The sequence below is a fragment of the Neobacillus novalis NBRC 102450 genome, assembly GCF_001591805.1.
GTDB classification, from domain to species: Bacteria; Bacillota; Bacilli; order Bacillales; family Cytobacillaceae; genus Neobacillus; species Neobacillus novalis.
In genome coordinates, this window is the sequence record NZ_BCVP01000012.1 from 255007 (window position 1) to 280800 (window position 25794).

Annotated in this window: 30 protein-coding genes and 1 other annotated feature; of the genes, 13 read left to right on the top strand and 17 right to left on the bottom strand. The window is 41.0% G+C overall.

Annotated elements, in window-relative coordinates; genetic code table 11:
• Nucleotides 1-77: 77 nt before the first annotated feature.
• Both BANVL01_RS11625 and BANVL01_RS11630 read right to left on the bottom strand, forming a co-directional pair.
• Nucleotides 78-1241 (bottom strand): endonuclease Q family protein, encoded by a 1164-nt coding sequence (locus BANVL01_RS11625; protein WP_066089510.1) that lies wholly within the window; start codon nt 1239-1241, stop codon nt 78-80.
• The gene (locus tag BANVL01_RS11630) at nt 1238-1792 is read right to left on the bottom strand and encodes an NUDIX hydrolase (protein WP_066089513.1); all 555 of its coding nucleotides are present in this window, start codon (nt 1790-1792) and stop codon (nt 1238-1240) included. The genes BANVL01_RS11625 and BANVL01_RS11630 overlap by 4 nt, the downstream gene beginning before the upstream one ends.
• Nucleotides 1793-1863: 71 nt before the next feature.
• Between BANVL01_RS11630 and mciZ the strand changes: the two genes are divergently transcribed.
• Together mciZ and BANVL01_RS11635 are read left to right on the top strand one after the other, a co-directional pair.
• Complete coding sequence (gene mciZ / locus BANVL01_RS26740) at nt 1864-1995, top strand: Z-ring formation inhibitor MciZ (protein ID WP_082804957.1); 132 nt, start codon at nt 1864-1866, stop codon at nt 1993-1995.
• A 64-nt stretch (nt 1996-2059) separates the two neighbouring features.
• A complete protein-coding gene (locus tag BANVL01_RS11635; protein WP_066089516.1) occupies nt 2060-2971 on the top strand; it encodes an aldo/keto reductase in 912 nt (303 codons plus the stop codon).
• A gap of 25 nt (nt 2972-2996) precedes the next feature.
• Here the strand turns inward: BANVL01_RS11635 and BANVL01_RS11640 are convergent, their stop codons facing one another.
• The 4 genes from BANVL01_RS11640 to BANVL01_RS11655 form a co-directional block, all read right to left on the bottom strand.
• On the bottom strand, nt 2997-3251 hold the full coding sequence (locus BANVL01_RS11640; RefSeq protein ID WP_024030424.1) for a YqkE family protein: 255 nt from the start codon (nt 3249-3251) through the stop codon (nt 2997-2999).
• A 102-nt stretch (nt 3252-3353) separates the two neighbouring features.
• A complete protein-coding gene (locus BANVL01_RS11645) occupies nt 3354-4022 on the bottom strand; it encodes a CoA transferase subunit B (RefSeq protein ID WP_066089519.1) in 669 nt (222 codons plus the stop codon).
• A 23-nt stretch (nt 4023-4045) separates the two neighbouring features.
• Nucleotides 4046-4735 carry a CoA transferase subunit A gene (locus tag BANVL01_RS11650; RefSeq protein WP_066089522.1) on the bottom strand — a complete coding sequence of 230 codons (690 nt, stop codon included), beginning with the start codon at nt 4733-4735 and terminating at the stop codon, nt 4046-4048.
• A gap of 29 nt (nt 4736-4764) precedes the next feature.
• On the bottom strand, nt 4765-5952 hold the full coding sequence (locus BANVL01_RS11655) for an acetyl-CoA C-acetyltransferase (RefSeq protein WP_066089524.1): 1188 nt from the start codon (nt 5950-5952) through the stop codon (nt 4765-4767).
• Nucleotides 5953-6099: 147 nt separating this feature from the next.
• Here BANVL01_RS11655 and BANVL01_RS11660 point away from each other — a divergent pair, with 147 nt between their 5' ends.
• The 3 genes from BANVL01_RS11660 (at nt 6100) to BANVL01_RS11665 (ending at nt 8265) form a co-directional block, all read left to right on the top strand.
• On the top strand, nt 6100-6993 hold the full coding sequence (locus BANVL01_RS11660; protein ID WP_425311833.1) for a hydroxymethylglutaryl-CoA lyase: 894 nt from the start codon (nt 6100-6102) through the stop codon (nt 6991-6993).
• A gap of 87 nt (nt 6994-7080) precedes the next feature.
• Entirely contained in the window at nt 7081-7221 is a 141-nt protein-coding gene (locus BANVL01_RS27770; RefSeq protein ID WP_169803169.1) for a hypothetical protein, read from the top strand.
• Nucleotides 7222-7344: 123 nt separating this feature from the next.
• On the top strand, nt 7345-8265 hold the full coding sequence (locus tag BANVL01_RS11665) for an alpha/beta hydrolase (protein WP_066089530.1): 921 nt from the start codon (nt 7345-7347) through the stop codon (nt 8263-8265).
• A gap of 22 nt (nt 8266-8287) precedes the next feature.
• On the opposite strand, the gene BANVL01_RS11670 is transcribed toward BANVL01_RS11665, so the two are convergent.
• On the bottom strand, nt 8288-8620 hold the full coding sequence (locus tag BANVL01_RS11670) for an iron-sulfur cluster biosynthesis family protein (RefSeq protein WP_066089533.1): 333 nt from the start codon (nt 8618-8620) through the stop codon (nt 8288-8290).
• A 149-nt stretch (nt 8621-8769) separates the two neighbouring features.
• Here BANVL01_RS11670 and BANVL01_RS11675 point away from each other — a divergent pair, with 149 nt between their 5' ends.
• The gene (locus tag BANVL01_RS11675; protein WP_066089536.1) at nt 8770-8976 is read left to right on the top strand and encodes a CDGSH iron-sulfur domain-containing protein; all 207 of its coding nucleotides are present in this window, start codon (nt 8770-8772) and stop codon (nt 8974-8976) included.
• Between the two features lie 88 nt (nt 8977-9064).
• Here BANVL01_RS11675 and BANVL01_RS11680 read toward each other — a convergent pair whose 3' ends face one another.
• Nucleotides 9065-9400 (bottom strand): YolD-like family protein, encoded by a 336-nt coding sequence (locus BANVL01_RS11680; protein ID WP_066089539.1) that lies wholly within the window; start codon nt 9398-9400, stop codon nt 9065-9067.
• Between the two features lie 14 nt (nt 9401-9414).
• The gene (locus BANVL01_RS11685) at nt 9415-10674 is read right to left on the bottom strand and encodes a Y-family DNA polymerase (protein WP_066089542.1); all 1260 of its coding nucleotides are present in this window, start codon (nt 10672-10674) and stop codon (nt 9415-9417) included.
• Between the two features lie 149 nt (nt 10675-10823).
• Between BANVL01_RS11685 and BANVL01_RS11690 the strand changes: the two genes are divergently transcribed.
• Nucleotides 10824-11015 (top strand): YqzH family protein, encoded by a 192-nt coding sequence (locus BANVL01_RS11690; protein WP_066096732.1) that lies wholly within the window; start codon nt 10824-10826, stop codon nt 11013-11015.
• A gap of 68 nt (nt 11016-11083) precedes the next feature.
• On the opposite strand, the gene BANVL01_RS11695 is transcribed toward BANVL01_RS11690, so the two are convergent.
• Together BANVL01_RS11695 and BANVL01_RS11700 are read right to left on the bottom strand one after the other, a co-directional pair.
• The gene (locus tag BANVL01_RS11695; protein WP_066089545.1) at nt 11084-11881 is read right to left on the bottom strand and encodes an SDR family NAD(P)-dependent oxidoreductase; all 798 of its coding nucleotides are present in this window, start codon (nt 11879-11881) and stop codon (nt 11084-11086) included.
• A 33-nt stretch (nt 11882-11914) separates the two neighbouring features.
• On the bottom strand, nt 11915-12877 hold the full coding sequence (locus BANVL01_RS11700) for an MBL fold metallo-hydrolase (RefSeq protein WP_066089548.1): 963 nt from the start codon (nt 12875-12877) through the stop codon (nt 11915-11917).
• A 203-nt stretch (nt 12878-13080) separates the two neighbouring features.
• Nucleotides 13081-13307 (top strand) — a binding site (T-box leader).
• 46 nt (nt 13308-13353) lie between these two features.
• Between BANVL01_RS11700 and proC the strand changes: the two genes are divergently transcribed.
• Together proC and BANVL01_RS11710 are read left to right on the top strand one after the other, a co-directional pair.
• Nucleotides 13354-14196, top strand: a complete 843-nt coding sequence (gene proC / locus BANVL01_RS11705; protein WP_066089551.1) for a pyrroline-5-carboxylate reductase — start codon at nt 13354-13356, stop codon at nt 14194-14196.
• 75 nt (nt 14197-14271) lie between these two features.
• Nucleotides 14272-15420, top strand: a complete 1149-nt coding sequence (locus BANVL01_RS11710; protein WP_066089554.1) for a glycosyltransferase family 2 protein — start codon at nt 14272-14274, stop codon at nt 15418-15420.
• Nucleotides 15421-15582: 162 nt separating this feature from the next.
• Here BANVL01_RS11710 and BANVL01_RS11715 read toward each other — a convergent pair whose 3' ends face one another.
• The gene (locus BANVL01_RS11715; protein WP_066089557.1) at nt 15583-16230 is read right to left on the bottom strand and encodes a DUF1232 domain-containing protein; all 648 of its coding nucleotides are present in this window, start codon (nt 16228-16230) and stop codon (nt 15583-15585) included.
• A gap of 674 nt (nt 16231-16904) precedes the next feature.
• Nucleotides 16905-17537 carry a sporulation membrane protein YtaF gene (gene ytaF / locus BANVL01_RS11720; protein ID WP_066089560.1) on the bottom strand — a complete coding sequence of 211 codons (633 nt, stop codon included), beginning with the start codon at nt 17535-17537 and terminating at the stop codon, nt 16905-16907.
• A 120-nt stretch (nt 17538-17657) separates the two neighbouring features.
• Between ytaF and BANVL01_RS11725 the strand changes: the two genes are divergently transcribed.
• The 3 genes from BANVL01_RS11725 to namA all read left to right on the top strand — a co-directional run bounded on the left by BANVL01_RS11725 (nt 17658) and on the right by namA (nt 19858).
• The gene (locus tag BANVL01_RS11725) at nt 17658-18320 is read left to right on the top strand and encodes a DUF1232 domain-containing protein (protein ID WP_066089563.1); all 663 of its coding nucleotides are present in this window, start codon (nt 17658-17660) and stop codon (nt 18318-18320) included.
• A gap of 199 nt (nt 18321-18519) precedes the next feature.
• Nucleotides 18520-18690, top strand: coding sequence for a DUF3973 domain-containing protein (locus BANVL01_RS26745; RefSeq protein WP_082804958.1), 171 nt, complete (start codon nt 18520-18522; stop codon nt 18688-18690).
• A 148-nt stretch (nt 18691-18838) separates the two neighbouring features.
• Complete coding sequence (namA, locus tag BANVL01_RS11730; RefSeq protein ID WP_066089566.1) at nt 18839-19858, top strand: NADPH dehydrogenase NamA; 1020 nt, start codon at nt 18839-18841, stop codon at nt 19856-19858.
• Nucleotides 19859-19933: 75 nt separating this feature from the next.
• Here the strand turns inward: namA and BANVL01_RS11735 are convergent, their stop codons facing one another.
• Nucleotides 19934-20239: a coiled-coil domain-containing protein gene (locus tag BANVL01_RS11735; protein ID WP_066089570.1), complete on the bottom strand. Its 306-nt coding sequence runs from the start codon at nt 20237-20239 to the stop codon at nt 19934-19936.
• Between the two features lie 89 nt (nt 20240-20328).
• Nucleotides 20329-21252: a ribonuclease Z gene (rnz, locus tag BANVL01_RS11740; protein WP_066096733.1), complete on the bottom strand. Its 924-nt coding sequence runs from the start codon at nt 21250-21252 to the stop codon at nt 20329-20331.
• Between the two features lie 210 nt (nt 21253-21462).
• Here rnz and zwf point away from each other — a divergent pair, with 210 nt between their 5' ends.
• Nucleotides 21463-22944: a glucose-6-phosphate dehydrogenase gene (gene zwf, locus BANVL01_RS11745; RefSeq protein ID WP_169803170.1), complete on the top strand. Its 1482-nt coding sequence runs from the start codon at nt 21463-21465 to the stop codon at nt 22942-22944.
• Nucleotides 22945-22988: 44 nt separating this feature from the next.
• Here the strand turns inward: zwf and BANVL01_RS11750 are convergent, their stop codons facing one another.
• Together BANVL01_RS11750 and BANVL01_RS11755 are read right to left on the bottom strand one after the other, a co-directional pair.
• Nucleotides 22989-24266 carry a DNA polymerase IV gene (locus tag BANVL01_RS11750; protein ID WP_066089573.1) on the bottom strand — a complete coding sequence of 426 codons (1278 nt, stop codon included), beginning with the start codon at nt 24264-24266 and terminating at the stop codon, nt 22989-22991.
• Between the two features lie 118 nt (nt 24267-24384).
• Nucleotides 24385-24765, bottom strand: coding sequence for a hypothetical protein (locus tag BANVL01_RS11755; RefSeq protein ID WP_066089576.1), 381 nt, complete (start codon nt 24763-24765; stop codon nt 24385-24387).
• Between the last annotated feature and the right edge of the window lie 1029 nt (nt 24766-25794).

Consider the following 25794-nt stretch of genomic DNA (forward strand, 5'->3'; position numbering starts at 1 on the left):
TTATTCTATGACCATATTTTGATAGAGTTCATATAAAAAAACCGACAGCCTAAGGTTGTCGGTTAAAAATTTTTATGTTAATCCGCGATTTTTCCATATTTCCCGCCGCCGCCTGCTGCGAGATTGACTTTTCCTTCTCTCGCTTTCATAATAAGGTCAGCAATTTTATCGGGAACAACTTCTTTTAATGCTGCAAACGGCACTTCGTGAAGAATCGCCATTTCACTGCCAAAATGATTGACTAGTTTCTCCAGCAATTTCGGCCCCAAGCCTGGGATAAACTCGAGCGGCACTTGGTGAACATAGGGCGGGCGCCCTTCTGGACTTGAGTCCGCCGTCTTTAGTTCAAGAATTCGGTCGGCTACCCCTTTAATAATTTTTTTATTTCCACAGAGAGTACATATTTGATCGTCATTAGTTGCAGGATTTAAACATTGCGCACAAACGGTTTTGTGATATTTGCCAAGGTATGGATCAAGTCCATAATTGGCAACAATTTTTCGTCCATCTTCACCTTTTAATGCTTTTTGCAATTCAAGGAATGTTGGTTCCTGCATCGCCATCACCTGATATTCCCGGGCTATTTTCGCAAGCGAATGGGCATCCGAATTGGTTACAAAGGAATAATCGTGTAATTCTTTAATCTGGTCTGCCATTTCGGTATCTGAGCTTAATCCAAGTTCAATCCCATCGATCAAATCCGGGTCCAACACTTCTGTCAGCGACCGATTGACCCCTTTTCCATATAAACTTTTAAACGGTGTAAAAACATGAGCAGGAATGAAGATGCCGCCAAGTTCTTTTACTTTTTTTTGTAAAATAAGACCTGTTACATAAATCCGTTGTGAACTCAATTGAATATTTTTCAAATGACCTGATAGCCAGGAGGAAAATTCCCTCATAACGGTAAGATTCGGAAAAAACATTAGCAGGTGAATCGGACCGTTGCATCCTTCATCATATATCTCTAGTTCTGAACCAGGGATAACCGTTAAATCACCATAAACTAAACCGCCATCAGGATGTTCGACGATTTCGCCGCTTTCAATCAGGCTTTCCATTTCGAGGATGACTTCCGGTGAATGGCTGTCGATAATCCCCACCATATTAAGCCCTTTTTCATGGCGGGCATGTTCAATGATATTCGTAAACGTCAGCGATTTGGCACCGGTGATTTTGACCGGCTTGCCTGTCCAGGTTCGGCCAATATGAATATGTAAATCTACATAGTAACGATTCATTTGTTTTTCAACGCCTCTTGTAATTGTAAGTATTGAACGGCAAAAATAGTTTTCGCATCAAAAATCTTTTGTTCCTTTACATATTGTTCCGCTTCATCAAGTGTTAATTCCTCTAGATTGACAAACTCATCTTCGTCTAGAGCGGCAGCATTTTCTTTCTTTGTAAGTCCTGTTGCTAAATAGACATGGACGATTTCATCGGCAAATCCCGGTGAAGTATAAAAGGAAGTAAGTAATTCTAGATTCTCACACTCGTAGCCGGTCTCTTCCTCCAATTCTCTGCGGGCACAAAGAGCAGGCTCTTCGCCTTTTTCCAGCTTTCCTGCAGGTATTTCCACAATCGTTCTTTCCAGCGCTTTACGATATTGTTCAACCATTAAAACTTTGTTGTCAGCTGTAACAGCCAAAATAGCGACAGCCCCCGGATGTTTAATGATTTCACGTTTCCCCTGTTTGCCATTTGGCAGTTCAACATCCTGTAAATGAAGACTGATTATTTTTCCTGAAAAAATTTCTTCACTTCGGATTGTTTTTTCCTCAAGTTTGGTCATAATGATCTCTCCTGTTCTTTCCATTTAGTTCTTGTCATACATTTTATCATACTTTATTTGGAGGGGTATGGATGAAGGTGTATGTGCATGAGAAGGGAATTATCCTTGTCGGAAAAGGTTGGGAGATCCTGCAAAAGCTTAAGGAATACAACAAGGATTATGAATTCGTCTCCGATTGGGTTCAAAATGTAACGGAAAAATAATGCCTGTTATTTGTAGTCTGCCCTGTTCTTTAATAAAATTATAGAAAAAGGACGGGGTGATGTTTTGAAGAAGAGAAGGTTGGGGAATTCAGATTTGTATGTAACCGAGTTAGGACTTGGCTGTATGTCTATTGGTACGGAAGAGAAATCGGCACAGCGAATCATCGAGGCAGCTCTTGAGGAAGGCATCAATTATTTTGATACGGCCGATTTATATGATTTTGGTAAAAATGAAAAATTCGTAGGACAGGCGTTAAAGGATGTCCGGGAGCAGGTAATTATTGCGACGAAAGTTGGAAATCGCTGGAACCAAGATCGGAGCGGCTGGGCATGGGACCCTTCCAAGGCATACATAAAGGAAGCAGTGAAAAACAGCTTAAACCGGTTAGGGACTGACTATATTGACCTTTATCAATTACATGGGGGCACAATTGAAGATCCAATTGATGAAACCATTGAAGCTTTTGAAGAATTGAAGGCTGAAGGTTTTATTCGCTATTATGGGCTTTCGTCGATTCGACCGAATGTAATAAGGGAATTTGTTGAGAAATCTAGTATTGTTTCTGTGATGATGCAATATAGCATTTTAGACCGACGCCCAGAAGAGGAAGCGCTGCCGATGCTTCAGGGACATAGTATTAGCGTTGTCACGCGCGGACCGCTTGCCAAGGGGCTATTAAGTGATAAACTGTTAGAAAAGGCTTCTGAAAAGGGCTATCTAGATTACAATTATGAGGAGCTGCGCACCATTTTACCTATGTTAAAAGAAAAAGTAGCGAGAACTCGTTCATTTACTGAAGTTCCCCTTCAATATAATTTAGCCAATCCTGTGGTGGCCTCAGTTATAGCCGGCGCAAGCAGTCCAGAACAAATTAGGAGTAATGCAGAGGCAGTTCGAAGCCAGCCTCTATCGGATGAAGAGGTTGCTGTGATTAAAGAGTTAACGAAGGCAAGTATTTATAAAGAGCATCGTTAAAAAGGAGGGCTGCAGCTCTCCTTTTCTATTTAAATTCCTTCCAATTCATCCCACTCTCGTTTAATAGCTCTTCAAACGATTTGTTTTTTTCCTTTAATCGGCGTTCTTCCCGTTTTCGCTGCTCTTCCGTTTCTTTTCTTCTCTCTTCCTCAGCCTTAAGCTGATCTTGCTGCTCTTTTAATTGCTTCATTAAGTTTGGATCAATTAAATCTTTAAGCGTTACCGCTGAATCGTCCTTTTTAGGTTTAGATTGATTTTGTTGTCTTTTTTGTTTTTTCATTCTAAACACCTCCATTATAGAAATCACGTTTCTATTATACCATTTCACTTAATCATCCTAATATAAAAAGGCAGACTGTCATAGTGCAGCCTGCCTTTACTATTAGAAAGATTCTAATTTAACCTCTTCGTCAACGAACAATGCTGCTTCTGTCGAATTGACAACTTCCTCGACTGTATAGCCACTAGCCACTTCCACAAGCCTTAACCCGGAATCGGTAACATCCATGACCGCGCGCTCCGTGATAATCCGGTTGACTACCCCTTTTCCCGTCAATGGCAGGGTGCATTGCTTTAAGATTTTTGATTCGCCTTTTTTATTTACATGCTCCATAATGACAATGATTTTCTGGGCTCCATGGACAAGATCCATCGCACCGCCCATCCCTTTTATCATCTTTCCCGGGATCATCCAGTTTGCCAGGTCGCCGGTTTCGGATACTTCCATGCCGCCAAGAATCGCTAGATTGACATGTCCGCCGCGAATCATCGCAAACGATTCAGCACTATCAAAATAAGCCGCTCCTCTTATTGCTGTCACTGTCTCTTTCCCGGCATTAATTAAATCGGGATCAACCTCATCCTTCTCAGGATACGGACCAATCCCGAGGAGTCCATTTTCTGATTGCAGGACAACCTGCTTATTTTCAGTTATATAATTGGCAACGAGGGTTGGCATCCCGATGCCTAGGTTTACATAAAAGCCATCTTCTATCTCTTTCTCTGCTCTAATTGCAATTCTTTCTCTGACTAAGGCCTTATCATTTGCCATTAAATTTTTCTCCTTCCCCCACTCTATTTTTTTACTGTTAATCTCTCAATTCGCTTTTCCTGTTTTCCTTCGATAAGTATCTGAACATAAATACTCGGTGTATGAATAAAATTCACATCCAGTTCGCCAACTTCATAAAGTGTTTCCACTTCGGCAATCGTCACTTTTCCGGCTGCCGCAATCATCGGATTGAAGTTCCGCGCTGTTTTGTGATAAACGAGATTTCCCATTTTGTCGCCCTTCCATGCCCTTACCAAACTAAAATCCGCCGTTAAGGCTTCCTCCAAAAGGTATTCCCGTCCGTTAAAAATTTTCGCTTCTTTTCCATCGGCAATCGGTGTTCCTACTCCTGCCGGGGTATAAAATGCCGGGATCCCAGCTCCACCCGCCCGAATTTTTTCAGCCAGTGTGCCTTGCGGCGTTAATTCTACTTCGAGTTCCCCCGTTAACACCTGTCTCTCAAACTCTTTATTTTCACCCACATAGGAGCCAATCATCTTTTTGATTTGTTTATTATTTAATAGAAGCCCAAGACCCCATTCATCAATCCCGCAGTTATTGGAAATAACCGTTAAATCCTTCACGCCTTTTTCCGCTAAGGCTAGAATGAGGTTTTCTGGTATACCGCATAACCCGAATCCGCCAACCATTAATGTAGCCCCATCCTGAATATCAGCAACCGCATCCTGGAAGGATGTACAAATTTTCTTCATTCTACTTTCTCCCCCTTAAATTAAAGGTATTACGCAAGCTCAACAATCGTTGCTACCCCTTGTCCCCCGCCAATACAAAGTGTTGCCAGGCCAACGTTCGCTTTTCTTCGATTCATTTCATGAATTAACGTGACAAGAATTCTCGCGCCGCTGGCTCCGATTGGATGGCCGAGTGCAATCGCGCCGCCATTCACGTTTAGGATGTCCTTATTAAAATGGAGCTCACGGTCAACTGCCAGCGATTGTGCCGCAAAAGCTTCGTTCGCCTCGATTAATTGCAAATCCTCGATTGAAAGGGATGCCTTTTCTAATGCTTTTCTCACAGCCGGCACAGGCCCGATGCCCATGATACTTGGATCTACACCGGCACTTGCATTTGCTTTGATCGTTACTAACGGCTTAAGACCTAATTCTTCCGCCTTTTTCTTACTCATTACCACGAGAGCAGCTGCCCCATCGTTAATTCCAGAGGCATTACCTGCAGTCACACTGCCATCCTTTTTAAAAGCAGGACGCAATCCGGCCAATTTTTCCGCCGTTGTTCCTTTTTTCGGATATTCATCGGTTGCAAAAACGATTGACTCCCCTCTGCGCTGTGGAATCACAACAGGAACAATCTCTTCTTTAAATTTGCCTTCCTCCGTTGCTCTGACGGCCTTTTCCTGACTCCATGCTGAAAATTCGTCCTGCTCTTCTCTCGTAATTGAATATTTATCTGCTAGGTTTTCAGCGGTAATCCCCATGTGATAATCATTAAACACACATGTGAGTCCATCTGAAGTGAGCGTGTCGACTAATTTTTGATCGCCCATTTTAAAGCCGTCACGGGCATTTTTTAGCAGATACGGTGCCTGGCTCATATTTTCCATCCCGCCAGCCACGACAATATCGGCGTCTCCTGCCAAAATCGCCTGTGTTGCAAGGTGCACAGCCTTTAACCCCGAACCGCAAACTTTATTAATCGTCATCGAGGAAACGCTTTCAGGAATCCCCGCGTGAAAAGCGGCCTGTCTTGCCGGGTTTTGCCCCAGTCCTGCTTGAAGAACATTCCCCATAATCACTTCATCAACTTGATCCGGCTTTACGCCTGCCTGTTCTAGGGCTCCTTTAATCACTGTCCCGCCTAATTCAGGTGCTGATACATTTTTTAGACTGCCGTTAAACGTTCCAAGTGCAGTTCGAACGGCACTGACTATAACTACTTCTGTTTGGCTCATTATGTCTCTCCCCTTCATCCGTCTTTACCTTTACTACTTCTAGGAAAAACACAGAAATCCTCTTATTTTGTCAAAATTTCTATAATTCTTGATTTTTTAAAATTAATACTACTACAATGAAAGTATGAACATTAGAGGGGGAAAATGATGTTTACTTTACCTAAAAAAGTGACGATTATCGAGGTTGGTCCGCGTGATGGGCTGCAAAATGAAAAGTTATTTGTTCCGACTGAGATAAAAAAGCAATTTATTGCTAGTTTAAGAAATGCCGGACTTCAAGAAATGGAGCTGACTTCATTCGTGTCACCGAAATGGGTGCCGCAAATGGGGGATGCTGCGGAAATTGTGGCCGATTGCCTTGATCAAAATTCACGTGACATTGTCTTAGCTCCAAACCGCAAAGGGATTGACCGGGTCTATTCCACCGATTGCCGGGCTGTTGCCGTATTTGTCGGTGTCAGCAACAGCTTTAATTTGAAAAATATCAACAAAACAACGCAGGACAGTCTAGAAGAACTGAAGCCTATTATCCATGAACTGAAAGAAAAGAATTATTTTGTCCGCGCCTGTATTTCGACAGCGTTTTATTGCCCTTATGAGGGGAAAATCAATGAAAGCGATACGGTAAAGCTTTGCCGTGAATTTGTCGAAGCGGGTGTTGATGAATTAAGCGTGGCCGATACGATTGGGATGGCAGCGCCGAATGAATCGTATTCCTTATTTTCCAAATTAAAAGCGGAATTCCCAGAAACCCTTTTAACCGCTCATTTTCATGATACCCGTAAGCTTGCCCTCGCAAATATTTTAGCTTCTTTGCAGGCAGGGATCGACCGGTTTGATACATCTGCCGGTGGGCTTGGCGGCTGCCCATTCGCGCCTGGGGCCAGTGGAAATGCTGCGACGGAGGATGTTGTTTACATGCTTGAGCGGATGGGTATCAATACCTCTGTTGACCTTAATAAGTTAATGGATGCCGTTGAAATCATTCGCCCTCATCTTTCAAGGCAAATTGAAACCGGCTATTATCGGCTTCATAGTTAAACGGTTTAGATTTATTTTTTCTTGAATAATCAATCTTCTAGTAATCCATCTTATTAAATGAGACCAGCTTGAAGGGAGATTATGTTCATGAGCCAAAAGCGTGATAAAGGAAACAGCCAAAGCGGAAAAAACTACGCCGATCATTCAGGCGGCGGAAAGCGGATGATTGCCGCTGAAGAACTCGAAAAGGCACTCCACCCAACGAAACGACAGAATTCAGAGCAGTAAACTTATCCTCGAAACTCGGAAGCCGCTCATTGGTGTCAGCGGCTTTTTCCATGCTAAAACATGGGCGGATTGAACTTGTCTTTCATATCCTATATAACTATTACCTCGGGAGGTGTCCTTTAATTGAAGAAGGCATTTCGAGCCCTGTTCATTTTGTTATTCTTTTGGTTATTGCTTGCATTGTACTTTACAAACCGTGTTATGTATATGAAAAAGAAGGATGAGGAATTTATTTTAAGGCGGGAAAAGGAAGCTGGCAGGTATAATCCCGATGAGTTTGAATCCCTTCCAAAGCGAGAGGCTGATATCCCTTCCCCATTTGGTTATACGATTAAAGCTGTTCTTGTGGAACCGCACGATTCCAACCGCTATATCATAATTTCACATGGTGTGACGGAAACGAAAATTAATTCAATTAAATATGCGAACCTGTTCTTAGAGCGCGGATTTAATGCCCTGATCTATGATCATCGACGTCACGGGGAATCCGGCGGAAAAACGACCAGCTTTGGTCACTATGAAAAATTCGATTTAAAGACGGTCGTTGACTGGCTCAAAAACGAGAAAGGACCCGAACTTGAATTGGGGATACATGGCGAATCAATGGGGGCGGCCACGATGCTTCTATATGCCGGGCTCCTTGAAGACGGAGCAGATTTTTATATTGCGGATTGCCCGTTTTCTGATTTTAAGGAACAGCTTGCTTATTTGATAAAAAAAGACTTCAAGCTCATCCCTGGTCTTTTACTTCCGATTGGTGATGCTCTCTTGCGCTTGCGCGATAAATATTCGATTCGAAATGTCTCGCCGATTTCGGTCATTGAAAATATCAAACATCCGGTTCTGTTTATTCACAGCCAAAAGGATGATTTTATTCTCCCCTCCATGACAAAAGACTTATTTGAGCACAAAAAAGGCCCTAAAATGCTCTATCTTGCAGCTAACGGCCTGCATGCCCAGTCTTTTAACGAAAACAGGGGTGATTATGAACGGGTTATTGATGAATTTTTGCAGAAATATGTTGATCATGCTTTACCTAGTTAAAAAACAGACTGTCCGATTGAGGTCAGTCTGTTTTTTCTTTTATTATTAAGCTCATGTGTCCATTTAAGATTTGCTGCGGACTTTTTAATTGAAAGCAATTTGTTGTTTGCGAAAAATCAATTTTCATTTGCTCATCGAAAAAAACCATTTTTGATTTTTCAAGATAAACCGTTTTGTCATTTGTTTCAATCGCGATTTCATCATCGTCTACTTCCTGAACAAACCACAAGGCCACTACCCCGTTTACGGCACAGCCGCAGCCGTCTGTATCATATTTAAGCTTTAAATAGCCTTCCCGGCCTTCCGTTCTTTCGGTGATTTTCTTTACCGCTTCCGCTGTTATGTTAATTTCCATGTTTAAAGCTCCCCTCATTCAGCATATGATGATTGTATCATATGTTTTTTAGACTGCTTATTATTATGCCTATAGCCTTTTGTTTGCATTTTCCTGCTATACCAGTTTATCTCAAAGTTAATACAAACATTTTAAAAGGGGTGCTAGTTATGTCAAAGGTTCAAATCAAAGTAAATGATAACGGTTCATTAAGAATTACAGGTGATGTGGAGCTGCTTGATGGCGAGGGTAATGTCTATACAACAAAACCAACCTTTTCCCTCTGCCGCTGCGGAAGGTCTAATAATAAACCGTTTTGCGATGGCTCGCATAAAGGGAATTTTGAATCTCAAGTTCGGGTTCCTAAAGAAAAATAGGGTAAACGTGAGCGGCTTTCCGACTTGGGGCCGCTCTTTTTACACATCTGTGGGCGTAAAACCACGATACCTTTAGGCTCGTGGTAGTTTATACATCTGTCAGCCGGATGTCGGCAATCGCATTAATCGGAATTTGGTGCACTTCTTCAAAGCGATCAACGACATGAAGCCTTTGCGTTAGTCCATCCCAGTAATGAATTTTTCCAATCACGATTTCATAATTCCGGTTTCGGTAATGGGTAATCGTGACGAACTGATTAAATTCAATCGCTTCAGATAAGGTTTCGTTCATGAGCTCTAACTGCTGTTCATCCATTTCCTTTTTCTGTTCGTAGCCGTCTTCTTTTACCCAATCCCTGAGCAATTTCACATGCTCAGGAAGCATCATTGACGTCCATTTGATTCTGCCGCGGTCGCGAATCATACGTTCTGCCTCCCTTATCTTTTATGTCCGCCAACGAGTGTTGCCCGGTGCTTAGCCGTTCCTGCAGCGGTATAAGATACAGCGCGCAGAAGGGAACCTGAGCCAAAGCGCCTGCGGACAGAATCAACCACATAGCCAAGCTCCCTCCTCTTATAGGCACCCATATCAAACAAATCGAGCTGAAGCTCGCGGTCATCAACAATATTACTGATGGCAATCGAAATCTGCCGTACTGTCTTTCCCGTATAATGTTCATGAAACAATTCAAGGCAGACGCGGTAAAGCTCCATTGTCACATTTGTTGGCTGCTGGATGGATCTGGAGCGATGAAAACCGCCGCCAAATTCATCTTGGCTGTAGCCGACCCCGAGACTAATCGTTCTTCCAGCCTTTCGATGTGTCCGTGCTCTTCGGGCAACCTCTTCACACATTTCTAAAATAACTGCCTTAATTTCTTCTACCTTTTTATAGTCCCTTAACAGAATTTGGCTTTTTCCGAAGCTGATTTGTCCTTGGATGATTGGTGCCCCCAAATCGGAGAGGTCCACGCCCCAGGCATGATGATAAAGCTGGTTTCCCATGATGCCGAATTTTTTCTCCAGCTTTTCTAAATCATAGCGGGCCAGCTGACCAACCGTGAAAATGCCCATCCCGTTTAATGTTTTTTCAACACGTCTGCCGATTCCCCACATTTCTCGAAGCGGCGACACGTTCCAAAGCTTTGTCTGCACATCTTCGTACGTCCACTCTTCCACTCCTATTTTCTTAGCATCGAGGTCAAGACAAAGCTTCGAAAGTAACATATTAGGGCCAATTCCAACCGCGCACGGGAGCTGAAATTCCCGCTCAATATCATCCTTCATTTTTCGGGCAATCGTATGGGCATCCCCCCACAAATCAATTGCACCATCCACTTTAATAAAGCTTTCGTCGACGCTATAGACATGAATAGCTTCTTTTGGCACATAGCGGTTAAACACACGAGAAATTTCGGTTGCAATCCGCAAATACGTTGCCATTTTCGGCTCAACCACTTGAATTCTTGGATCATTGGGAATCTCAAACAGCCGCGAGCCGGTTTTGATGCCGAATTCTTTTTTTAGCCGCGGTGAAGCGGCAAGAACGACGCTTCCCTGCCTCTCCTTGTTACCGGCAACTGCTAAATAGCAATTCAAAGGATCGAGACCTTCCATGACAGCGGAACAGCTTGCATAAAAGCTCTTCATGTCCACACATAAAATTTTGTTTTTCGGTAACAGATTGTAATCAACCATGACTTTTCACCCACAAGGTTTTAATATCGAACATTCGTTCCTTATCATTATATACATATCTTAAGCGAATATTCGTTCGTATTCAATGGAAATTTTTTGATGGGTTTTCAATCATAAAAATAGATATAATGATTGGAGAGGTGCATATGATGGAGAAAAAACTTGTGATCAAAATGATTAGGAATTGTCTTAAACAGTACTACGAGGCGGATTCAATGCCGATTGGTGATAAAGATTTGGAGAACCTGTCCAAGAGGATTTTCCAAATAAAAGAAGAAGATCCACCTGCAGATTTATTTGAGGTTGTAAATGATGTCGTATATGAGTTTTTGGCAGATTGACCTGATCGCGACGGGGGCAGACACCAAATTTCCATACAAAAAGCTGCCATGGCAAGGCAGCTTTCCATTTATTTAGAATTAAGCATTCGTTTCCCTATCCGCTCAAACAGCCGTGGAAACAGCACGTAAACTACGCTCCCCAAGTTCATCCAGCGCGGCAAATTGATTTCCCGCGTTTTCGTCAGCATGCTGTCTGTGACCTTGCGTGCGACGAATTCAGGCTGGAGCATGTACCGCTGTACATTTTTTACATAAGTGCCTTGTTCATCAGCAATAGTAAAAAAATTGGTGGCAATTGGCCCAGGGTTCACGGATGTCACTTGCACATTGAAATCAGCAAGCTCCATCCGCAGCGAATTCGTATAACCAAGAACGGCATGCTTCGTGGCGGAATAAACACTCGATTTCGGCGTAGCAATTTTCCCTGCCTGGGAAGCAATATTAATAATATGACCAAAGCGCCGTGCGCGCATCTTAGGCAAAACCATACTTGTGCATGCCATCAATCCAACTACATTCACTTCAAACATCCCTTTGATTTCGTCGATTGAAGCTTCATGGGCTTCACGGAATACCCCAAAGCCGGCATTATTCACCAGGATATCAATGTCCCCGATCGTATCAAAAATCCGCTGAAAAACTACCTCAACCTGATTCGTATCTGACACATCGAGCTGAAAAACATCCACATTGACCTGATACTTTTGCTGCAAGTCGGACTGAAGCTGCTCCAGCTTGTCGATGCTCCGTGCCAGCAAAACAAGATTAGCTCCGCGTGCCGCACAAAGCTTGGCGATTTCCGCACCAATTCCACCGGATGCGCCAGTAATTACAATATTCTTAGCTTTTAAACGGTCCTTAACCATATGAACACCCCATCTAAGTCGGCCCCGTTCTCCTTAATGCATTGCATAATAAAACACGGGCTGACTATGCTTACTACTAATTTCCCCGATTGAGGTTAAATAGTCAAGCTGCGCCACTGTTTCTGATATCGTTAATAACGGTTCTCGTTGATAGACAGACGGAAATAGGCGTTTGCAAATCTCAAAAATGGTGAGCTGCTCTTCTTTCAGCCAATTTTTGACCTTCATCGCCCGTTCATGCTGGTGCAAGAGCCTTAGTTCTATCAGCTCTTTTAACTGAAAAACTTCCTTGCCATGTCCTGTATAGACTAACCGAACCGGGTACGACAACAGCTTCTTTATCGAATCATTATGCTGCAGCTGCGGCTTTGGTCTTTCCGATTCACCAGGTGCCGGCGGCTCGAGTAATGGATTGGGTGAAATATGGGCTAAGATTAGGTCACCGCCAATCAAAATTCCATCCTCCTCGCGGAAAAGAGCAATTTGACTTTGGGCGTGGCCCGGTGTTTCAAGTACCTGCCACTCACTTAACCCAGGTGGGTTCATCCCCTCAACAAGATGTCCTGTCAATGATCGGTTACAGGAATACTTCAGTGTGTTTCGTAACTTAGAAAGGAACGGGAAATATTCCGCAGGCAGGCCAAACTCCAGAAACTGCTCATTGAAAAAAGCTTCTTGTTCCTGGAAGAAGGCTTCCGTGGGATGGATCCAGCGTTCATTTAGCGGATGACCATACACCTCCAATGAATCTGGGAAAAAATCGAGCATTCCAGCATGGTCAGGGTGATGGTGAGTAAGGATCACTTGCTCGATATCGTTAGGGCTTAAATCTAATTCAGCCAGCTGCTCGGTAAGTGAGTTCCAGGACTCTTCCGTTTTCACCCCTGCATCAACAAGTGTTAACCGCTCTCCTTTAATTAAATAGGCATTTACATCCCCAACAGGAAAAGGTGTCGGTAAGGTAATCTTAGCTATTCCGTCTTTCCATTCTGCCATTCAAAAAACTCCTAACATTATTGTTATATAAAGTAATCCTATGAACAATTTTTGACAGTAACTATATAAATTAAAGTGTAGCGATTTTTTCACCAATTGTCATTATTCCTGCATAACTTTTTGGAAAAAATAAAAAAATCATACTATTTAGTACTTGACAGACAAGCTGTTTTTCAAGCATAATCACAATTAAAATTTAATTCGTTAAAGCGATGAATAAGACTAGTAAATGAGAAATGGCGAAAGAGAGTGAAGTTCAGGCGGCTGAAAGACTTCACCGCCCTCTTAATCATTGAACCTACCTTATGAGCACTTAGGAAAACCTAACGTAATCCCACGTTATCGGGAGTCGAGTGAACCCAGATTATTTTTTTAAAAAATCAGGGTAAATGAAGGTGGTACCGCGGAAGTTAGACCTTTCGTCCTTTTTGGATGAAGGGTCTTTGTGTTTTCTTGGAAAAAAAGGAGGAATAGCAATGAAAAAAATCGCGATAGTTGGTGCGGGTTCGATGGCGGAAGCATTCATTTCTGGAATTCTAGAAAATGGTTTAATTGCTCGAAATAATATTTGGGTAACCAATCATTCAAATGAAACAAGATTAGCGGGTCTTAAAGAACGTTATGGTATTCGCAGCACCTATGATTTAAAAATACTTTTTGAAGATGCTGATATTGTTATGCTGGCAATGAAACCAAAGGACGCAGACTCAGCCATCGATAGGATTCGCGAGCACCTGACCGAGCAAATGCTAGTCGTTTCCGTATTAGCAGGTGTTTCCATGAATACCATCGAAACATTAGCAAGAAAATCACTTTCGATTGCAAGGGCGATGCCTAATACCTCTGCTGCGGTCGGAAAATCGGCGACTGCCATTGCCGTAAATAGCCGCATCACCAATCATCAGTTGGAAACAACGAAGCAGCTCTTTGGAACCGTAGGATTAGCAAGGTTTGTAGAAGAAGGACAGCTTGATGCCGTAACAGGACTATCCGGGAGCGGACCTGCCTATATTTATTATCTCATCGAAGCAATGGAAAATAGCGCAGCTGAGATTGGGCTAGAAAAGGAGATGGCGAAGGAACTCATTGTACAGACACTGATTGGAGCGGCGGAAATGGTGAGAAACTCCTCCAAATCATCTGAGCAATTACGTCTAGATGTAACAAGTCCAGGCGGAACCACTGAGGCCGGCATTCGAGTGCTGGAAAAACATGGGGTTCAGCAAGCATTCATTTCTTGTATTCAAGCAGCAACAGCCCAATCGAAAAAGATGGGAAACACCTTAGAAGCGCAGCTAAAGGTTGGAACGTCTACTTAAAAAGTGGTATGTTTGCCCCCCTTTACCTTAAACTAAAGATAAGCTATTTAATTACAGGTAAAAAGGGCTGAGAAAATGGACATTTTTCTAATAGTTTTATTCACATTAGGCATTCTTGTTTGGCTCGTTTTTCTTTTAGATGCGCTAATTGGGTTACGACATTTAGACGCTCTTGAAAAAGAGCCAGAACTCGAAACAGGGCCGTTATTATCGGTAATCGTGGCAGCGCGAAATGAAGAAAACCAAATCAATGCAAGTGTCCATAGTCAGTTGAAGCAAACCTATCGACATGTCGAATGGATCCTCGTCAATGACCGTTCCACCGATGACACCGGGAAAAAAATGGACGAATTGCAAGGAGAAGACCAACGGATAAAAGTACTTCATATCGATGAATTACCTGAAGGATGGCTAGGTAAGAATCACGCCTTGTATAAAGGAACACTTCAAGCTTTAGGCAAATGGCTATTATTTACGGATGCGGATGTGAGATTCGAAGAAGAAGCATTTGCGAAGGCGCTCCATTACTTTGAAAGACACGAGATAGACCTTTTAACCGCAGCCCCCAATTTAAACGCGAACCGTTTTTGGCTGAAATCGTTTGTTGCCTTTTTTCTTTTTGGATTTTCTTATTTTAAGCGTCCATGGATGGCAAACAATCCAAAATCGAAGATTGGAACAGGAATTGGCGCATTCAATCTTGTTTCCAAGGAGGCTTATGAATCCTTTGGCACGCATGAAAAAATCAAAATGAGACCGGATGATGACCTGCAGCTGGGAATGAAAATGAAAAAGGCAGGCTACCGTCAACGAATTGTTACAGCACTCCAATTAATTGAGCTTGAATGGTACGGTAGTTTGAAAGAGGCATTTGTTGGGCTTGAAAAAAATACATTCGCTGGATTAAACTATCGAATTAGTATGGTATTATTTTCAATTTTCGGGGTGTTTGTCACCAATGTCCTCCCGTTTCTGACCATTTTTTCCGCAAACAAAACGATTGTCCTTCTAAGCATAGGGAATATTGTGACGAGCGGAATTCTTTACGTTGTCATCATTAAAAGAATGACGCTTTTCTCCCCTGCCTTGTTTCTTGTTTTACCGATTACAGCATTACTATTTATTTATTCGATTATCCGAGCAAGCTATCTTACCTTTAAGCGCGGAGGAATTGTGTGGAGAGGCACGAAATACTCGTTAAGAGAGCTTAGAGAAAAAGAATAAAAAAAGTGGATGTGATTCATACAAATCAGATCCACTTTCTATTATGAAACCTAAATCACATTGCTAAATCTTTACCATCTTTATCATCTGATGACAAAAAGCCCTTATAATGAGCAATCATAAACGTATCTGATTGTGCGTGTTATTCATCCCTAGATGATATTACGACTCTTTTAATAATAACTTCATAACCAGCTGTACAGCGATTGCATCATCTAAATAGCCAATCGGAAAAATGTAATCAGGAATGACATCTACGGGTAAAATGAAATATAGAAGCGCAGCGCCAATTAAGGCAAGTTCACGTGGTGTACCCTTTCTCAAGCGGAATCTTTCAAACATATCCTTTAAGTTGCTTATAAATGGACCAATGCTGCCAACTTTCTGAAGCTTATCCTCAAAACCCTTAAGGATCGTTTCTTTCCCCTCTTCTGTTTCTGTATATTGTTGATAATTAGCTAACTGCTGTTCAACACTTGCGATAGAAAACTTTTTATCATATAGATTTGAGGATTTGAGTAAATTTTGAATACTATCAACCGACATGTGAATGTCTGAATTCGGCTTTTCCTGTTTCTGGTCAATGGGAAAGCCCGCAGCAATAAACAAGTCAGCAATCGGAAGTCCAAGACATTCAGCAAATTTTTGCAATTGGTCTGGGCTTGCTTTTCGTTTACCATTTATGATCTTTGAAATTGTAGCAGTATCAATTTCAGTAAGCTCGCTAAGTTTCCGCATCGATAATGAGCGTTCCTTCAATAATTCCTTTAATTTCAAACCAAGATTATTTTTGTCACTGCCTTCCGACATATTCGGCTCTCCTTCCCTTAGAATTATTACAGTTGCCAAAATGAAAAAATACAATTCCTAAAAATCCCTTTTATAATAAGAATAATACCCTCATATTGATAAATATTCAACACCTTATTGATATATTAACAATTTTTTTGTTAATATTTTTGGATTTGTTGTCAAAACAGACACAGTTATTGTGGATTCTAATATACTATAAAAAACTGTCAAGGAGTGTTTATGATGGGTTTTATGAAATGGGGTTTATTACTATGAATAAAGATACGAGACGCGGAATCATTTTTGCTGCGAGTCATACGTTCTTTTTTCTGAACATAACATTGTATTTTACAATGATTCATTGATTTCGGAATTGACATAGTCTATCTTTGAATGAACCTTACTATGCCTTACTTATCAAAAGTTAAGCTCTCCTATAAGGCTAGGAGGGCTTTTGTACTATCAAATTTTTAATAGGAAAACTAAAAGAAAAAGGACAATTATTCATAATCCTAATTCAGGTTAATGAACAATTGACCTTTAATGATTTTGACTTATTATTTCCTTTTAGCATACTAGCTTTCTTTTTGTCGTATTATATAGAAGAGCATGCGAGTGTTCATTAGATTGTCAATGCTCACCAAGACAACCTTTTTTCAAACTTTTCACCCCTATTTAACCAAACTTCTAATCTAGAAAAATGCGGTAAATGCTATTACTAAAATGAGCACGCCACTAATAATTGTTCCAAATTGACCGACAGTAAATGACCCAATCCGAACACCGGCTAATTTAGCTCCTAAATTCACACCTGCCCAAACACTGACGATACTGCCAATTGCAGCTGTTAAAGAAATAGCAAGCGGTGAAAGACCGAGTAATCCAGCACCTAGTCCATTCGTAAGCGCATTCGCGGATAATGCAATGCCAAGAATGATCGCTTCCCCCCAACCAATTTCTCCAGACTTATCAGTATCGGCTATCTCTGGATTTCTTAAAATACCTTTAATACTATTGGGCTGCTCTCCGTCCTCATTTTTCACTTTTAAAGCATTACTTTTACGCGGCTTCGCCAATAGAATAATTCGAATACCGATAATAAATAATAACACTGCTCCGAAGATCACAGGGAGTATTCCGGGAAGAATCTTGGAAAGCCAAAGTCCAAACGAAATTCCCGCTATACTCATGAGAAAGCAAATGATACCGATCAAAATATTCGGGCCTAACCGAATGTGTATCTTTCGAATACCATAAGAAATTCCTACCCCTAAATTATCTATACTTGATGAAACAGCAAAAGCCAAAATGATTAACCAAGCCAATGTCAACACTCCTTATTTTTTTTACATTGTATTGATTTCTTTGACTAATAGTGCATGTCCACTTCAAGTTTGTTGATAAAACGTCAACACTTAATGTAAACCCATAAAGGAGCGAGTGTGATGTCAACTAAAAGAGGCGAGGATCAAAACCTTGGACAATTAATAAAAAAATTGTTAAAGGAACGTTCACTTTCCATGCGAAAGCTTAGTACACTTACAGGAATTGATACAGCGACGATTTCACGAATAGCAAATAATAAACAACAGGCTAAGCCCTCACACCTAAAGCTAATTGCCCATCATTTGAGCGTTCCAGTAGCAAGATTACTACAGGCTGCAGGGTACAATATTGATGTAATTGAACAAAACACTCCATCTGATATTTTTAATTCCATCGAGACAATACAAGAAATTCTTGTCACTTCCAATCTATTGGATGAACAATTCAACATGGATCAAATATATCAGGAATTGGCCAAGTATGAACAATTTGCCCACACAAAAGAAGGTGAGCAGAAGATATTTGAGGAGTTTGAAACAAAAGTGGAACAAGTTAGGGGTATGGGACCTTTTATTATTGAATTGAAAAAAATGTACAAGAGTTTCTGTGAAGAAAATAATTCGGCAGAAAAGCGCACAATCCTCGGCAGTGTACTTTTATACTTTATTTTATCAACAGATATTATCCCTGATTATGTGTTTCCTTTCGGATATTTGGACGATTGCTTAGCTGTTCAAATTGGTTTGGAACGACTTGCAAAATTGGATGGCAACAATAATTAGAGATGTCTGAACGCCGATGCGTTCACACATGCCCCAAACTGTACCAATTGCTCGTGCCTGATGCGTTGAATGGATTAATAGCATTGCAAAGTGTTGAGTTTTTGTCAATTTAATTAATAAATACAAACACTCTTTTCAACACCAATTCATAACATACATCAAAAGTAGTCAGGAAAGAGAAGAAAGGAAGTGAATATATATGTTTTATTGCATCGTTTGTTCTAAACTGCACAAGCAAAAACTTGTCGACAGCAGGGTATTTAAGAATGGCTTTTATATAGATCCTTTTAGAGGACAAAAATTTCCTTTAGGTATATGTGAAGTGAACAAAAACCTTGAATGGTATTGGGACGACTTTAAAATTAGCTGAAAACCATAACGAGATTAGCCTGCCCCCATTACATTCACAGTGAGGGGTCAGGCTATTTTTCTCTCTAAACAAGTGATAATTTTTTCAAAAACCGGGAGCGTTTGCTATACTTTGAATAGGGTAATATTTCGAACAGGAGGACTAGTTAATGACAGCTAAATTATTTTCTCCCCTTACCATTAAGGGAGTCACGCTAAAAAACAGAATTGTCATGTCACCGATGTGCATGTATTCCTGCCATAACGAAGACGGGCATGTACAAAACTGGCATCGCACCCATTACACATCAAGAGCAGTCGGTCAGGTTGGTCTCATTATTGTTGAAGCAACAGCGGTAACACCCCAGGGCAGGATTTCCCCTCAGGATTTAGGCATTTGGAGTGATGAGCATGTAAAAGGTTTCCAGGAGCTTGTCGGTCTAATGAAGGAGCATGGAGCTAGAACAGGGATTCAACTCGCCCATGCCGGCCGGAAAGCGGTATTAGAAGGCGAAATTATCGCCCCTTCTGCAATCGCCTTTAATGAAAAAATGAAAACGCCTAAGGAAATGACAACGGTGGATATTGCAGAAACGGTTGAAGCTTTTAAAAAAGGTGCTGAACGGGCAGCAAAAGCTGGTTTTGATGTAATTGAGATTCATGGTGCCCACGGATATTTAATAAACGAATTCCTCTCACCTCTTTCCAATAATAGAAGCGATGAATACTGCGGGTCCGCTGAAAACCGTTACCGCTTACTTCGCGAAGTGATTGATGCCGTCAAAACCGTTTGGAATGGGCCATTATTTGTAAGGGTTTCCGCTCATGATTATCATCAAGAAGGATTAAACGCAGAAGATTACATAACTTTCGCAGAGTGGATGAAGGAGCAAGGCGTCGATTTAATTGATGTAAGCTCAGGTGCTGTTATCCCGGCACATATTCATGTCTATCCGGGTTATCAAGTGAAATATTCAGAGACGATTAAGAATGGAGCTGACATTTCAACAGGTGCAGTAGGTTTGATTACTTCAGCGATACAGGCTGAGGAAATTTTAGAAAATGACAGAGCAGATTTAGTCTTTTTAGCCCGTGAATTACTACGTGACCCATACTGGCCGCGAACAGCAGCTAAAGAACTCGGCGTTACGATTGAAGCACCAAAACAATACGAGCGCGGCTGGATTTAATTAGATAAAAGCCACATTTTTGTGGCTTTTATTAATTAGAAAAGTAATATTTAAAAGAAAAAAGAAGCCTTTAATTCAATAGACTTCTAATTGTTTACTAATTCTATTTATTTTTAAATCCTGTTTTGCTTGTTTTTCGCTGATAAAATCAATATCATACTTGAATGTCATAAGGATTTCATTTTGAACTTCTACCTTTTTATCTAACCTGTCAATATCTGTCCGTAACCCATCCATATCTGTCCGTAACTCATCCACATCTGTTCGCAACCCATCCACATCCGTCCGTAACCCATTCACATCTGTCCGTAACCCAGCAATATCCTTACGTACCTCTTTCAACTCTAGAAATATACCCTCTAATAATTCTCTATCTGTCATCGCCGGATCCTCTCCTTTTTATCATTATACCATATAACAATTAGTAAAAATCCCACACAATTGTTATCGAAATTTGACAACTAGAATTCCTATTTAAGTGGAATATTTATCTCTTTAAAATCCTCCGCTATCTCCGTATTCGGAAATACTTCCTGCGCCTCATCGACCAATTCACGCCAAGCGTTTCGGTCGTAACGCGAGCTTATATGGGTTAGGCATAACTTCTTACTACCAGCCCGTAATGCAATGTCTGCCGCCTGATGGGTTGTCGAATGGAAATAATCATGGGCTAACTTCTCCTCCCCTTTTGAGAAGGTGGCTTCATGAATCAAAAGATCCGCACCTTGCGCCAACAATAGTGCATTCTCGCAATACCGAGTGTCCCCAAGAATCGCCACGACCCGTCCCTTTTGCTCAGGCCCAACAAACTCACCCGGTTCAAGTACCTGGCCATCCTCAAGTGTAACCGTTTCGCCATTTTTTATGTTGCGAAAGATTGGTCCCGGCTGAACCCCTGCCTCCTTCAACTTATCCGCAAGCAATGTACCCGGTCTGTCCTTTTCAACGATCCGATAGCCATAAGAAGGAATTCCATGTTCAAGTAAGCGGGCTTCAACCGTAAACTGCTCATCTTCAAAAATAACACCCTCGTCAATTTCAATAACCGTCAACGGATATTTTAAATAAGTCTGACTTAAGGAAAGACTAACATGAATATATTCTTTTATCCCTTTCGGACCATATACCGTAACCTCTGATTCCCCGCCCTGAAACGAACGGCTCGATAACAATCCAGGCAGTCCGTAAATATGATCACCGTGCAGGTGGGTAATAAAAATTTTTTCAATCCGCCGCGGTTTGATCGATGTATGTAATATTTGATGCTGGGTAGCTTCACCGGCATCAAATAGCCAAACAGCCCCACGCTCCTCAAGTAATTTGAGGGCAATCGACGTCACATTGCGCAGCTTTGCTGGCATGCCTGCACCCGTTCCTAAGAAAAATATCTCCACAATCAAAACTCCTCTCTCTACCGTTCCTTTTTCCAATATGGTTAATATAGCACAAACTTCTTTCGATTTCTCCTCAGCCAAATTAATTTGTTACATGGAAATCAATATATTTGCGAAACCTAATCAAAACCGCTAAATTTAAGGTTGATTAAGCAAAAACTACATAAGCAACTAGGCTTTAGAAAAGAGGTTTCAAACGTGGAGCAAAATATGACTTCATTAATCATGATATTTGGGGCAACTGGGGATTTAGCGAAACGGAAGCTGTTCCCTTCCCTTTATCGCTTATTTTCTCGGAATAAATTAGAGAAATTTGCCGTAATCGGTGTTGCAAGAAGGACCCTTTCTACTGATGAATTCCAACAATCCGTGAAAGATTCTGTTTTATCCGCCTTAGGGAATAAAGATAATCTTGATGAATTTGTCTCCCACTTTTACTATCAATCACATGATGTAGCGGATTCAAGCTCTTACGTTTCATTAAGGAAATTTGCCGATGAAATTGATACAACTTATGACCTTGAAGGCAACCGTATTTTTTATCTGGCAATGGCACCAGAATTTTTCGGTCCAATTGCCCTTCATCTCAAATCAGATGGGCTGACAGATGTTAAAGGATATAAACGTCTTGTCATTGAAAAGCCGTTCGGCCATGATTTACCATCTGCCAAAGAATTAAACACGCAAATTAGAACGGCCTTTTCCGAGGAAGAAGTTTATCGAATCGATCACTATTTAGGAAAAGAAATGGTTCGAAACATTGAGGTCATCCGTTTTGCCAATGCTATTTTTGAACCGCTCTGGAATAACCGTTATATCTCCAATATCCAAATTACCTCAAGTGAAACACTGGGTGTTGAAGAACGTGGACGCTATTACGAAACGAGCGGAGCACTGCGTGATATGCTGCAAAACCATATGATGCAAATGGTCGCACTGCTGGCAATGGAACCGCCAATTAAACTGACAACGGACGAAATCCGTTCCGAAAAAGTAAAAGTGTTTAGGGCATTAAGAACGGTCGAGGGTGATGATGTAAATAACTATTTTGTTCGCGGTCAGTATGGCGGAGGAACTATTGAAGATAAACAGGTGCCGAAATACCGTGATGAAACAATGGTGGACAAAGAATCGAATACCGAAACCTTCGTTGCCGGCAAAATCATGATTGATAATTTCCGCTGGGCTGGTGTTCCTTTTTATATCCGTACCGGAAAAAGAATGACCGCAAAATCGACGAAAATTGTTGTTCAATTTAAAGATATCCCGATGAATTTATATTATCAAACCGAAAAAATGCTTAATCCAAACCTACTCGTCATCCATATTCAACCGGAAGAAGGGATTACCCTGCATCTTAATGCCAAGAAGGCTGGCGGTCACTTGGATGCACAAGAGGTGAAACTAAGCTTCGCTAATACGGGCGTTCATGCGATGAACACTCCAGAGGGCTATGAGAAACTTCTTTATGACTGTATGCGCGGTGATGCCACCAATTTCACTCATTGGGATGAAGTCGCCTATTCTTGGGCGTTTGTCGATAAAATCTCGGCTGTATGGGAAAAAACAAAAGCCGCCTTTCCGAATTACGAGTCAGGGTCAATGGGTCCTAAAGAAGCGGATGAACTGTTAGAAAAAGACGGCAGCTTCTGGTGGCCTGTGACCAATTTAGAAGTAGATATTTGTAAATGATGTCCAAAAAGCTCCCCTTTGTTTAGTCGGCAAAGTGGAGCTTTTTAGTCTTCTTCATTCTTTTTATTAGGGGAGCTGCGCAGAAAATCCTTGTTAAAACTTGTCCCCGTTCCAACATTATGTGAGGGGTCAACTTTGTGAGTTCCTGCCTTCTCAATAATATTTTTCCCATACTTGTCTCGCAGATTCGAAAGGGTTTTAAGCAGCGGCTCTTTTTTCGCATCCTTTTCATAGGAAAACAAATCTAATTGTTTGTAAGCATGCTCATGGTCAACTAAATCATTTCCGGTAATCCCCAATAACCGAATGGCATCCCCATTCCAGGACTTTAGAAAAAGCTGTTTAGCAAACGCAGCAATATCTTCTTTGTGAAGAATAGGATTCGAAAGCTTCTTACTTCTCGTAATCGTCTTCCGATCTTTATATCGGATGGTAATGGCCAATGCAGACGCCAGGACATTCTTCCGCTTCAACCTCACCGAAACTGTTTCTGCCAATGAATCCAGCACCTGAAAAAGCTCTTGCTGATTGCTCACGTCCCTTGGCAGCGTAGTGGAGTTGCCAATACTCTTAAACTCCTCAATTGATTCCGGGTCAACTGGTCGAGAATCGATTCCATTTGCCCGCTCTTTTATTCGAATTCCGTTAATTCCAAGTAGCGTTTTAAGCTGAATTTCATTCCCTTTTGCTAAATCACCAATCGTTTGAATGCCAATCGTTGTCAGTTTTTCTGCTGTTTTTTTGCCAACCCCATGCATGTCGTTCGTGTTCAAAGGCCAAAGCACTTTCGGGATATCACGCTTACGAAGGACGGTAATCCCCATTGGCTTCTTCATATCAGAGGCCATTTTCGCTAAAAATTTATTTGGAGCAATGCCAATACTACATGGCAAATCGAGCTGTTCAAGAACTCTCTTTTGAATACTTTCGGCAATTTCAATTGGACTGCCAAATTCGAAGCTTTCAGTTATATCCATGTAGCCTTCATCAATTGAAACCGGCTCAACAAGGGTAGTATATTGCCGCAAAATTTCAAACATGCCCATTGATGCGGCACGGTATCGTTCAAAATTGGGCTTCCTCACAATTAACTGCGGGCAAAGCTTTTTCGCTTCCCAAAGCGGCATCGTAGTTTTCACGCCAAATTTCCTCGCTTCATAGCTGCAGGTGACAATAATTCCTCTGCGCTCCTCCACGTTTCCCGCGATGGCTAACGGTTTTCCCTTCAATGACGGGTCATAGGCCATTTCAACTGAGGCATAAAAACTATTCATATCCACATGTAAAATCACTCGTCCGTTTTTCGGATACATTTCCTTCAAGCGAACACACATCCTTAAAACATTTATTCCCCTTAAGTATAGCAAAAAGGAGAACCAATGGCTCTCCTTTGTAAAGCTTTCATAGGTCATCCATTTAAAGAAATAATTTTTGTTATTACTAACTTCTATTTCCACTATCAACAATTAGATTTTTGGCAATAAATTCATATGTGCCATATTCATCAAAAAATATCAAGTAATGTTTATACTCAAATTTTTGACTACCCCTATAACTCGCTTTAATTTCATTTAACCATTGTGAATATTTGACTTCTGAAATCGAATTATATGATTTTAGAACATCCTCTCCAACACAACTCATTTTTGAAACTCTATACGCAATTGTTTCAACAAAAATTATACTTTTCCAAGCATATTCGCCTGTATCTTGTTCATAATCGTAACTTAATATTACATCTCTTCCTCGTGTTTGAATTTTTGGTGATTCATTAAATTCTTGAGCCAATTCTTTAATCTTATAAATTCTTACAAGTTCCATACTATTGTCTTTTCCCCCTTATTTTACGTTACTCATAAATCCCCGATTCCCTGTTATTTCCAGAGTGTTGATTCCTATATTTTAACACACTCTCCGTTTTATTGTTGTTGATGTCGGTCGTAGCAAAGTTCTCTCCAAACCAAAATAAATTTACCTAATAACAAAAAACCTTAAGAGTATGTCTCTAAAGGGTTCCGTTTTCAAGTGCTTTCTTATTAAAAGACATAAGAAATGACGTATGAATTTGCATAAGTCTTTTTCTTTATTTATTAAGGTTTCTACGAAATTTCATTAACTTTGACATAGCAAATGACATCATTATTATGATGAACAATTAGTATTGTACAATTAAAAAAGATGGTCAAAACTTCTGTCATTTTCAGTGCCGTTTTGAGTACCAATTTTATTGATCTTTATAAGATGGTCGATAAAAAGCTGCTGATTCCTGCATCTAGAATCAAGAGGGTCCACACTTATCGGTTGTGTTGTACCCGAGCGGATAAATAGACGGAAAAATTCCGCTTAATTATTAATTATTATTAAAAAAAGCTTAAATAGACGGAGAGATTCCGCCTATTGCCTTGAAAAATTCAAAAACGGGAGATTTTGCTTTGCATAATCGGAAAACCTCCCCTTATATACCCCGAAACGAGCTCCATTCTGCATCTAACCGAAAAATCTCCGCTTATTTTACTTTTGCTGGTTACTCAATTACGGAATTAAGTTCAGTAGGGTTAGATTTATATTCTCTTTTACTTTCACCACGTTTATAGGTTGGAGAGCCTGGATCATCCTACAGACTCATAGTCCGAATATTTCCATGCCGATCTATTTAAATAGGCAGATATCCAGTTGGATCGATAAAGTTTACCGGGTTATTGGTTGTCTACGCATATAGATATTGGGGCCAAGGGGCTGTTGCTGTGCCTTTATAGGTATCTTGCGAAGTTTGTTTTTACCCTGTAATACCAAGCGTATGTTTCTCTATTCATTTAATGGATATTCCTTTTCAACTGGTAAAATATCCCC

Bases quoted from the DNA above. Each gene is read 5' to 3' on its own strand.
- BANVL01_RS11625 (WP_066089510.1), bottom strand. From the start codon at position 1,241: ATGAATCGTTACTATGTAGATTTACATATTCATATTGGCCGAACCTGG.
- BANVL01_RS11630 (WP_066089513.1), bottom strand. From the start codon at position 1,792: ATGACCAAACTTGAGGAAAAAACAATCCGAAGTGAAGAAATTTTTTCA.
- mciZ (WP_082804957.1), top strand. From the start codon at position 1,864: ATGAAGGTGTATGTGCATGAGAAGGGAATTATCCTTGTCGGAAAAGGT.
- BANVL01_RS11640 (WP_024030424.1), bottom strand. From the start codon at position 3,251: ATGAAAAAACAAAAAAGACAACAAAATCAATCTAAACCTAAAAAGGAC.
- BANVL01_RS11645 (WP_066089519.1), bottom strand. From the start codon at position 4,022: ATGGCAAATGATAAGGCCTTAGTCAGAGAAAGAATTGCAATTAGAGCA.
- BANVL01_RS11650 (WP_066089522.1), bottom strand. From the start codon at position 4,735: ATGAAGAAAATTTGTACATCCTTCCAGGATGCGGTTGCTGATATTCAG.
- BANVL01_RS11655 (WP_066089524.1), bottom strand. From the start codon at position 5,952: ATGAGCCAAACAGAAGTAGTTATAGTCAGTGCCGTTCGAACTGCACTT.
- BANVL01_RS11660 (WP_425311833.1), top strand. From the start codon at position 6,100: ATGTTTACTTTACCTAAAAAAGTGACGATTATCGAGGTTGGTCCGCGT.
- BANVL01_RS27770 (WP_169803169.1), top strand. From the start codon at position 7,081: ATGAGCCAAAAGCGTGATAAAGGAAACAGCCAAAGCGGAAAAAACTAC.
- BANVL01_RS11670 (WP_066089533.1), bottom strand. From the start codon at position 8,620: ATGGAAATTAACATAACAGCGGAAGCGGTAAAGAAAATCACCGAAAGA.
- BANVL01_RS11675 (WP_066089536.1), top strand. From the start codon at position 8,770: ATGTCAAAGGTTCAAATCAAAGTAAATGATAACGGTTCATTAAGAATT.
- BANVL01_RS11680 (WP_066089539.1), bottom strand. From the start codon at position 9,400: ATGATTCGCGACCGCGGCAGAATCAAATGGACGTCAATGATGCTTCCT.
- BANVL01_RS11685 (WP_066089542.1), bottom strand. From the start codon at position 10,674: ATGGTTGATTACAATCTGTTACCGAAAAACAAAATTTTATGTGTGGAC.
- BANVL01_RS11690 (WP_066096732.1), top strand. From the start codon at position 10,824: ATGGAGAAAAAACTTGTGATCAAAATGATTAGGAATTGTCTTAAACAG.
- BANVL01_RS11695 (WP_066089545.1), bottom strand. From the start codon at position 11,881: ATGGTTAAGGACCGTTTAAAAGCTAAGAATATTGTAATTACTGGCGCA.
- BANVL01_RS11700 (WP_066089548.1), bottom strand. From the start codon at position 12,877: ATGGCAGAATGGAAAGACGGAATAGCTAAGATTACCTTACCGACACCT.
- proC (WP_066089551.1), top strand. From the start codon at position 13,354: ATGAAAAAAATCGCGATAGTTGGTGCGGGTTCGATGGCGGAAGCATTC.
- BANVL01_RS11710 (WP_066089554.1), top strand. From the start codon at position 14,272: ATGGACATTTTTCTAATAGTTTTATTCACATTAGGCATTCTTGTTTGG.
- BANVL01_RS11715 (WP_066089557.1), bottom strand. From the start codon at position 16,230: ATGTCGGAAGGCAGTGACAAAAATAATCTTGGTTTGAAATTAAAGGAA.
- BANVL01_RS11725 (WP_066089563.1), top strand. From the start codon at position 17,658: ATGTCAACTAAAAGAGGCGAGGATCAAAACCTTGGACAATTAATAAAA.
- BANVL01_RS26745 (WP_082804958.1), top strand. From the start codon at position 18,520: ATGTTTTATTGCATCGTTTGTTCTAAACTGCACAAGCAAAAACTTGTC.
- namA (WP_066089566.1), top strand. From the start codon at position 18,839: ATGACAGCTAAATTATTTTCTCCCCTTACCATTAAGGGAGTCACGCTA.
- BANVL01_RS11735 (WP_066089570.1), bottom strand. From the start codon at position 20,239: ATGACAGATAGAGAATTATTAGAGGGTATATTTCTAGAGTTGAAAGAG.
- zwf (WP_169803170.1), top strand. From the start codon at position 21,463: ATGACTTCATTAATCATGATATTTGGGGCAACTGGGGATTTAGCGAAA.
- BANVL01_RS11755 (WP_066089576.1), bottom strand. From the start codon at position 24,765: ATGGAACTTGTAAGAATTTATAAGATTAAAGAATTGGCTCAAGAATTT.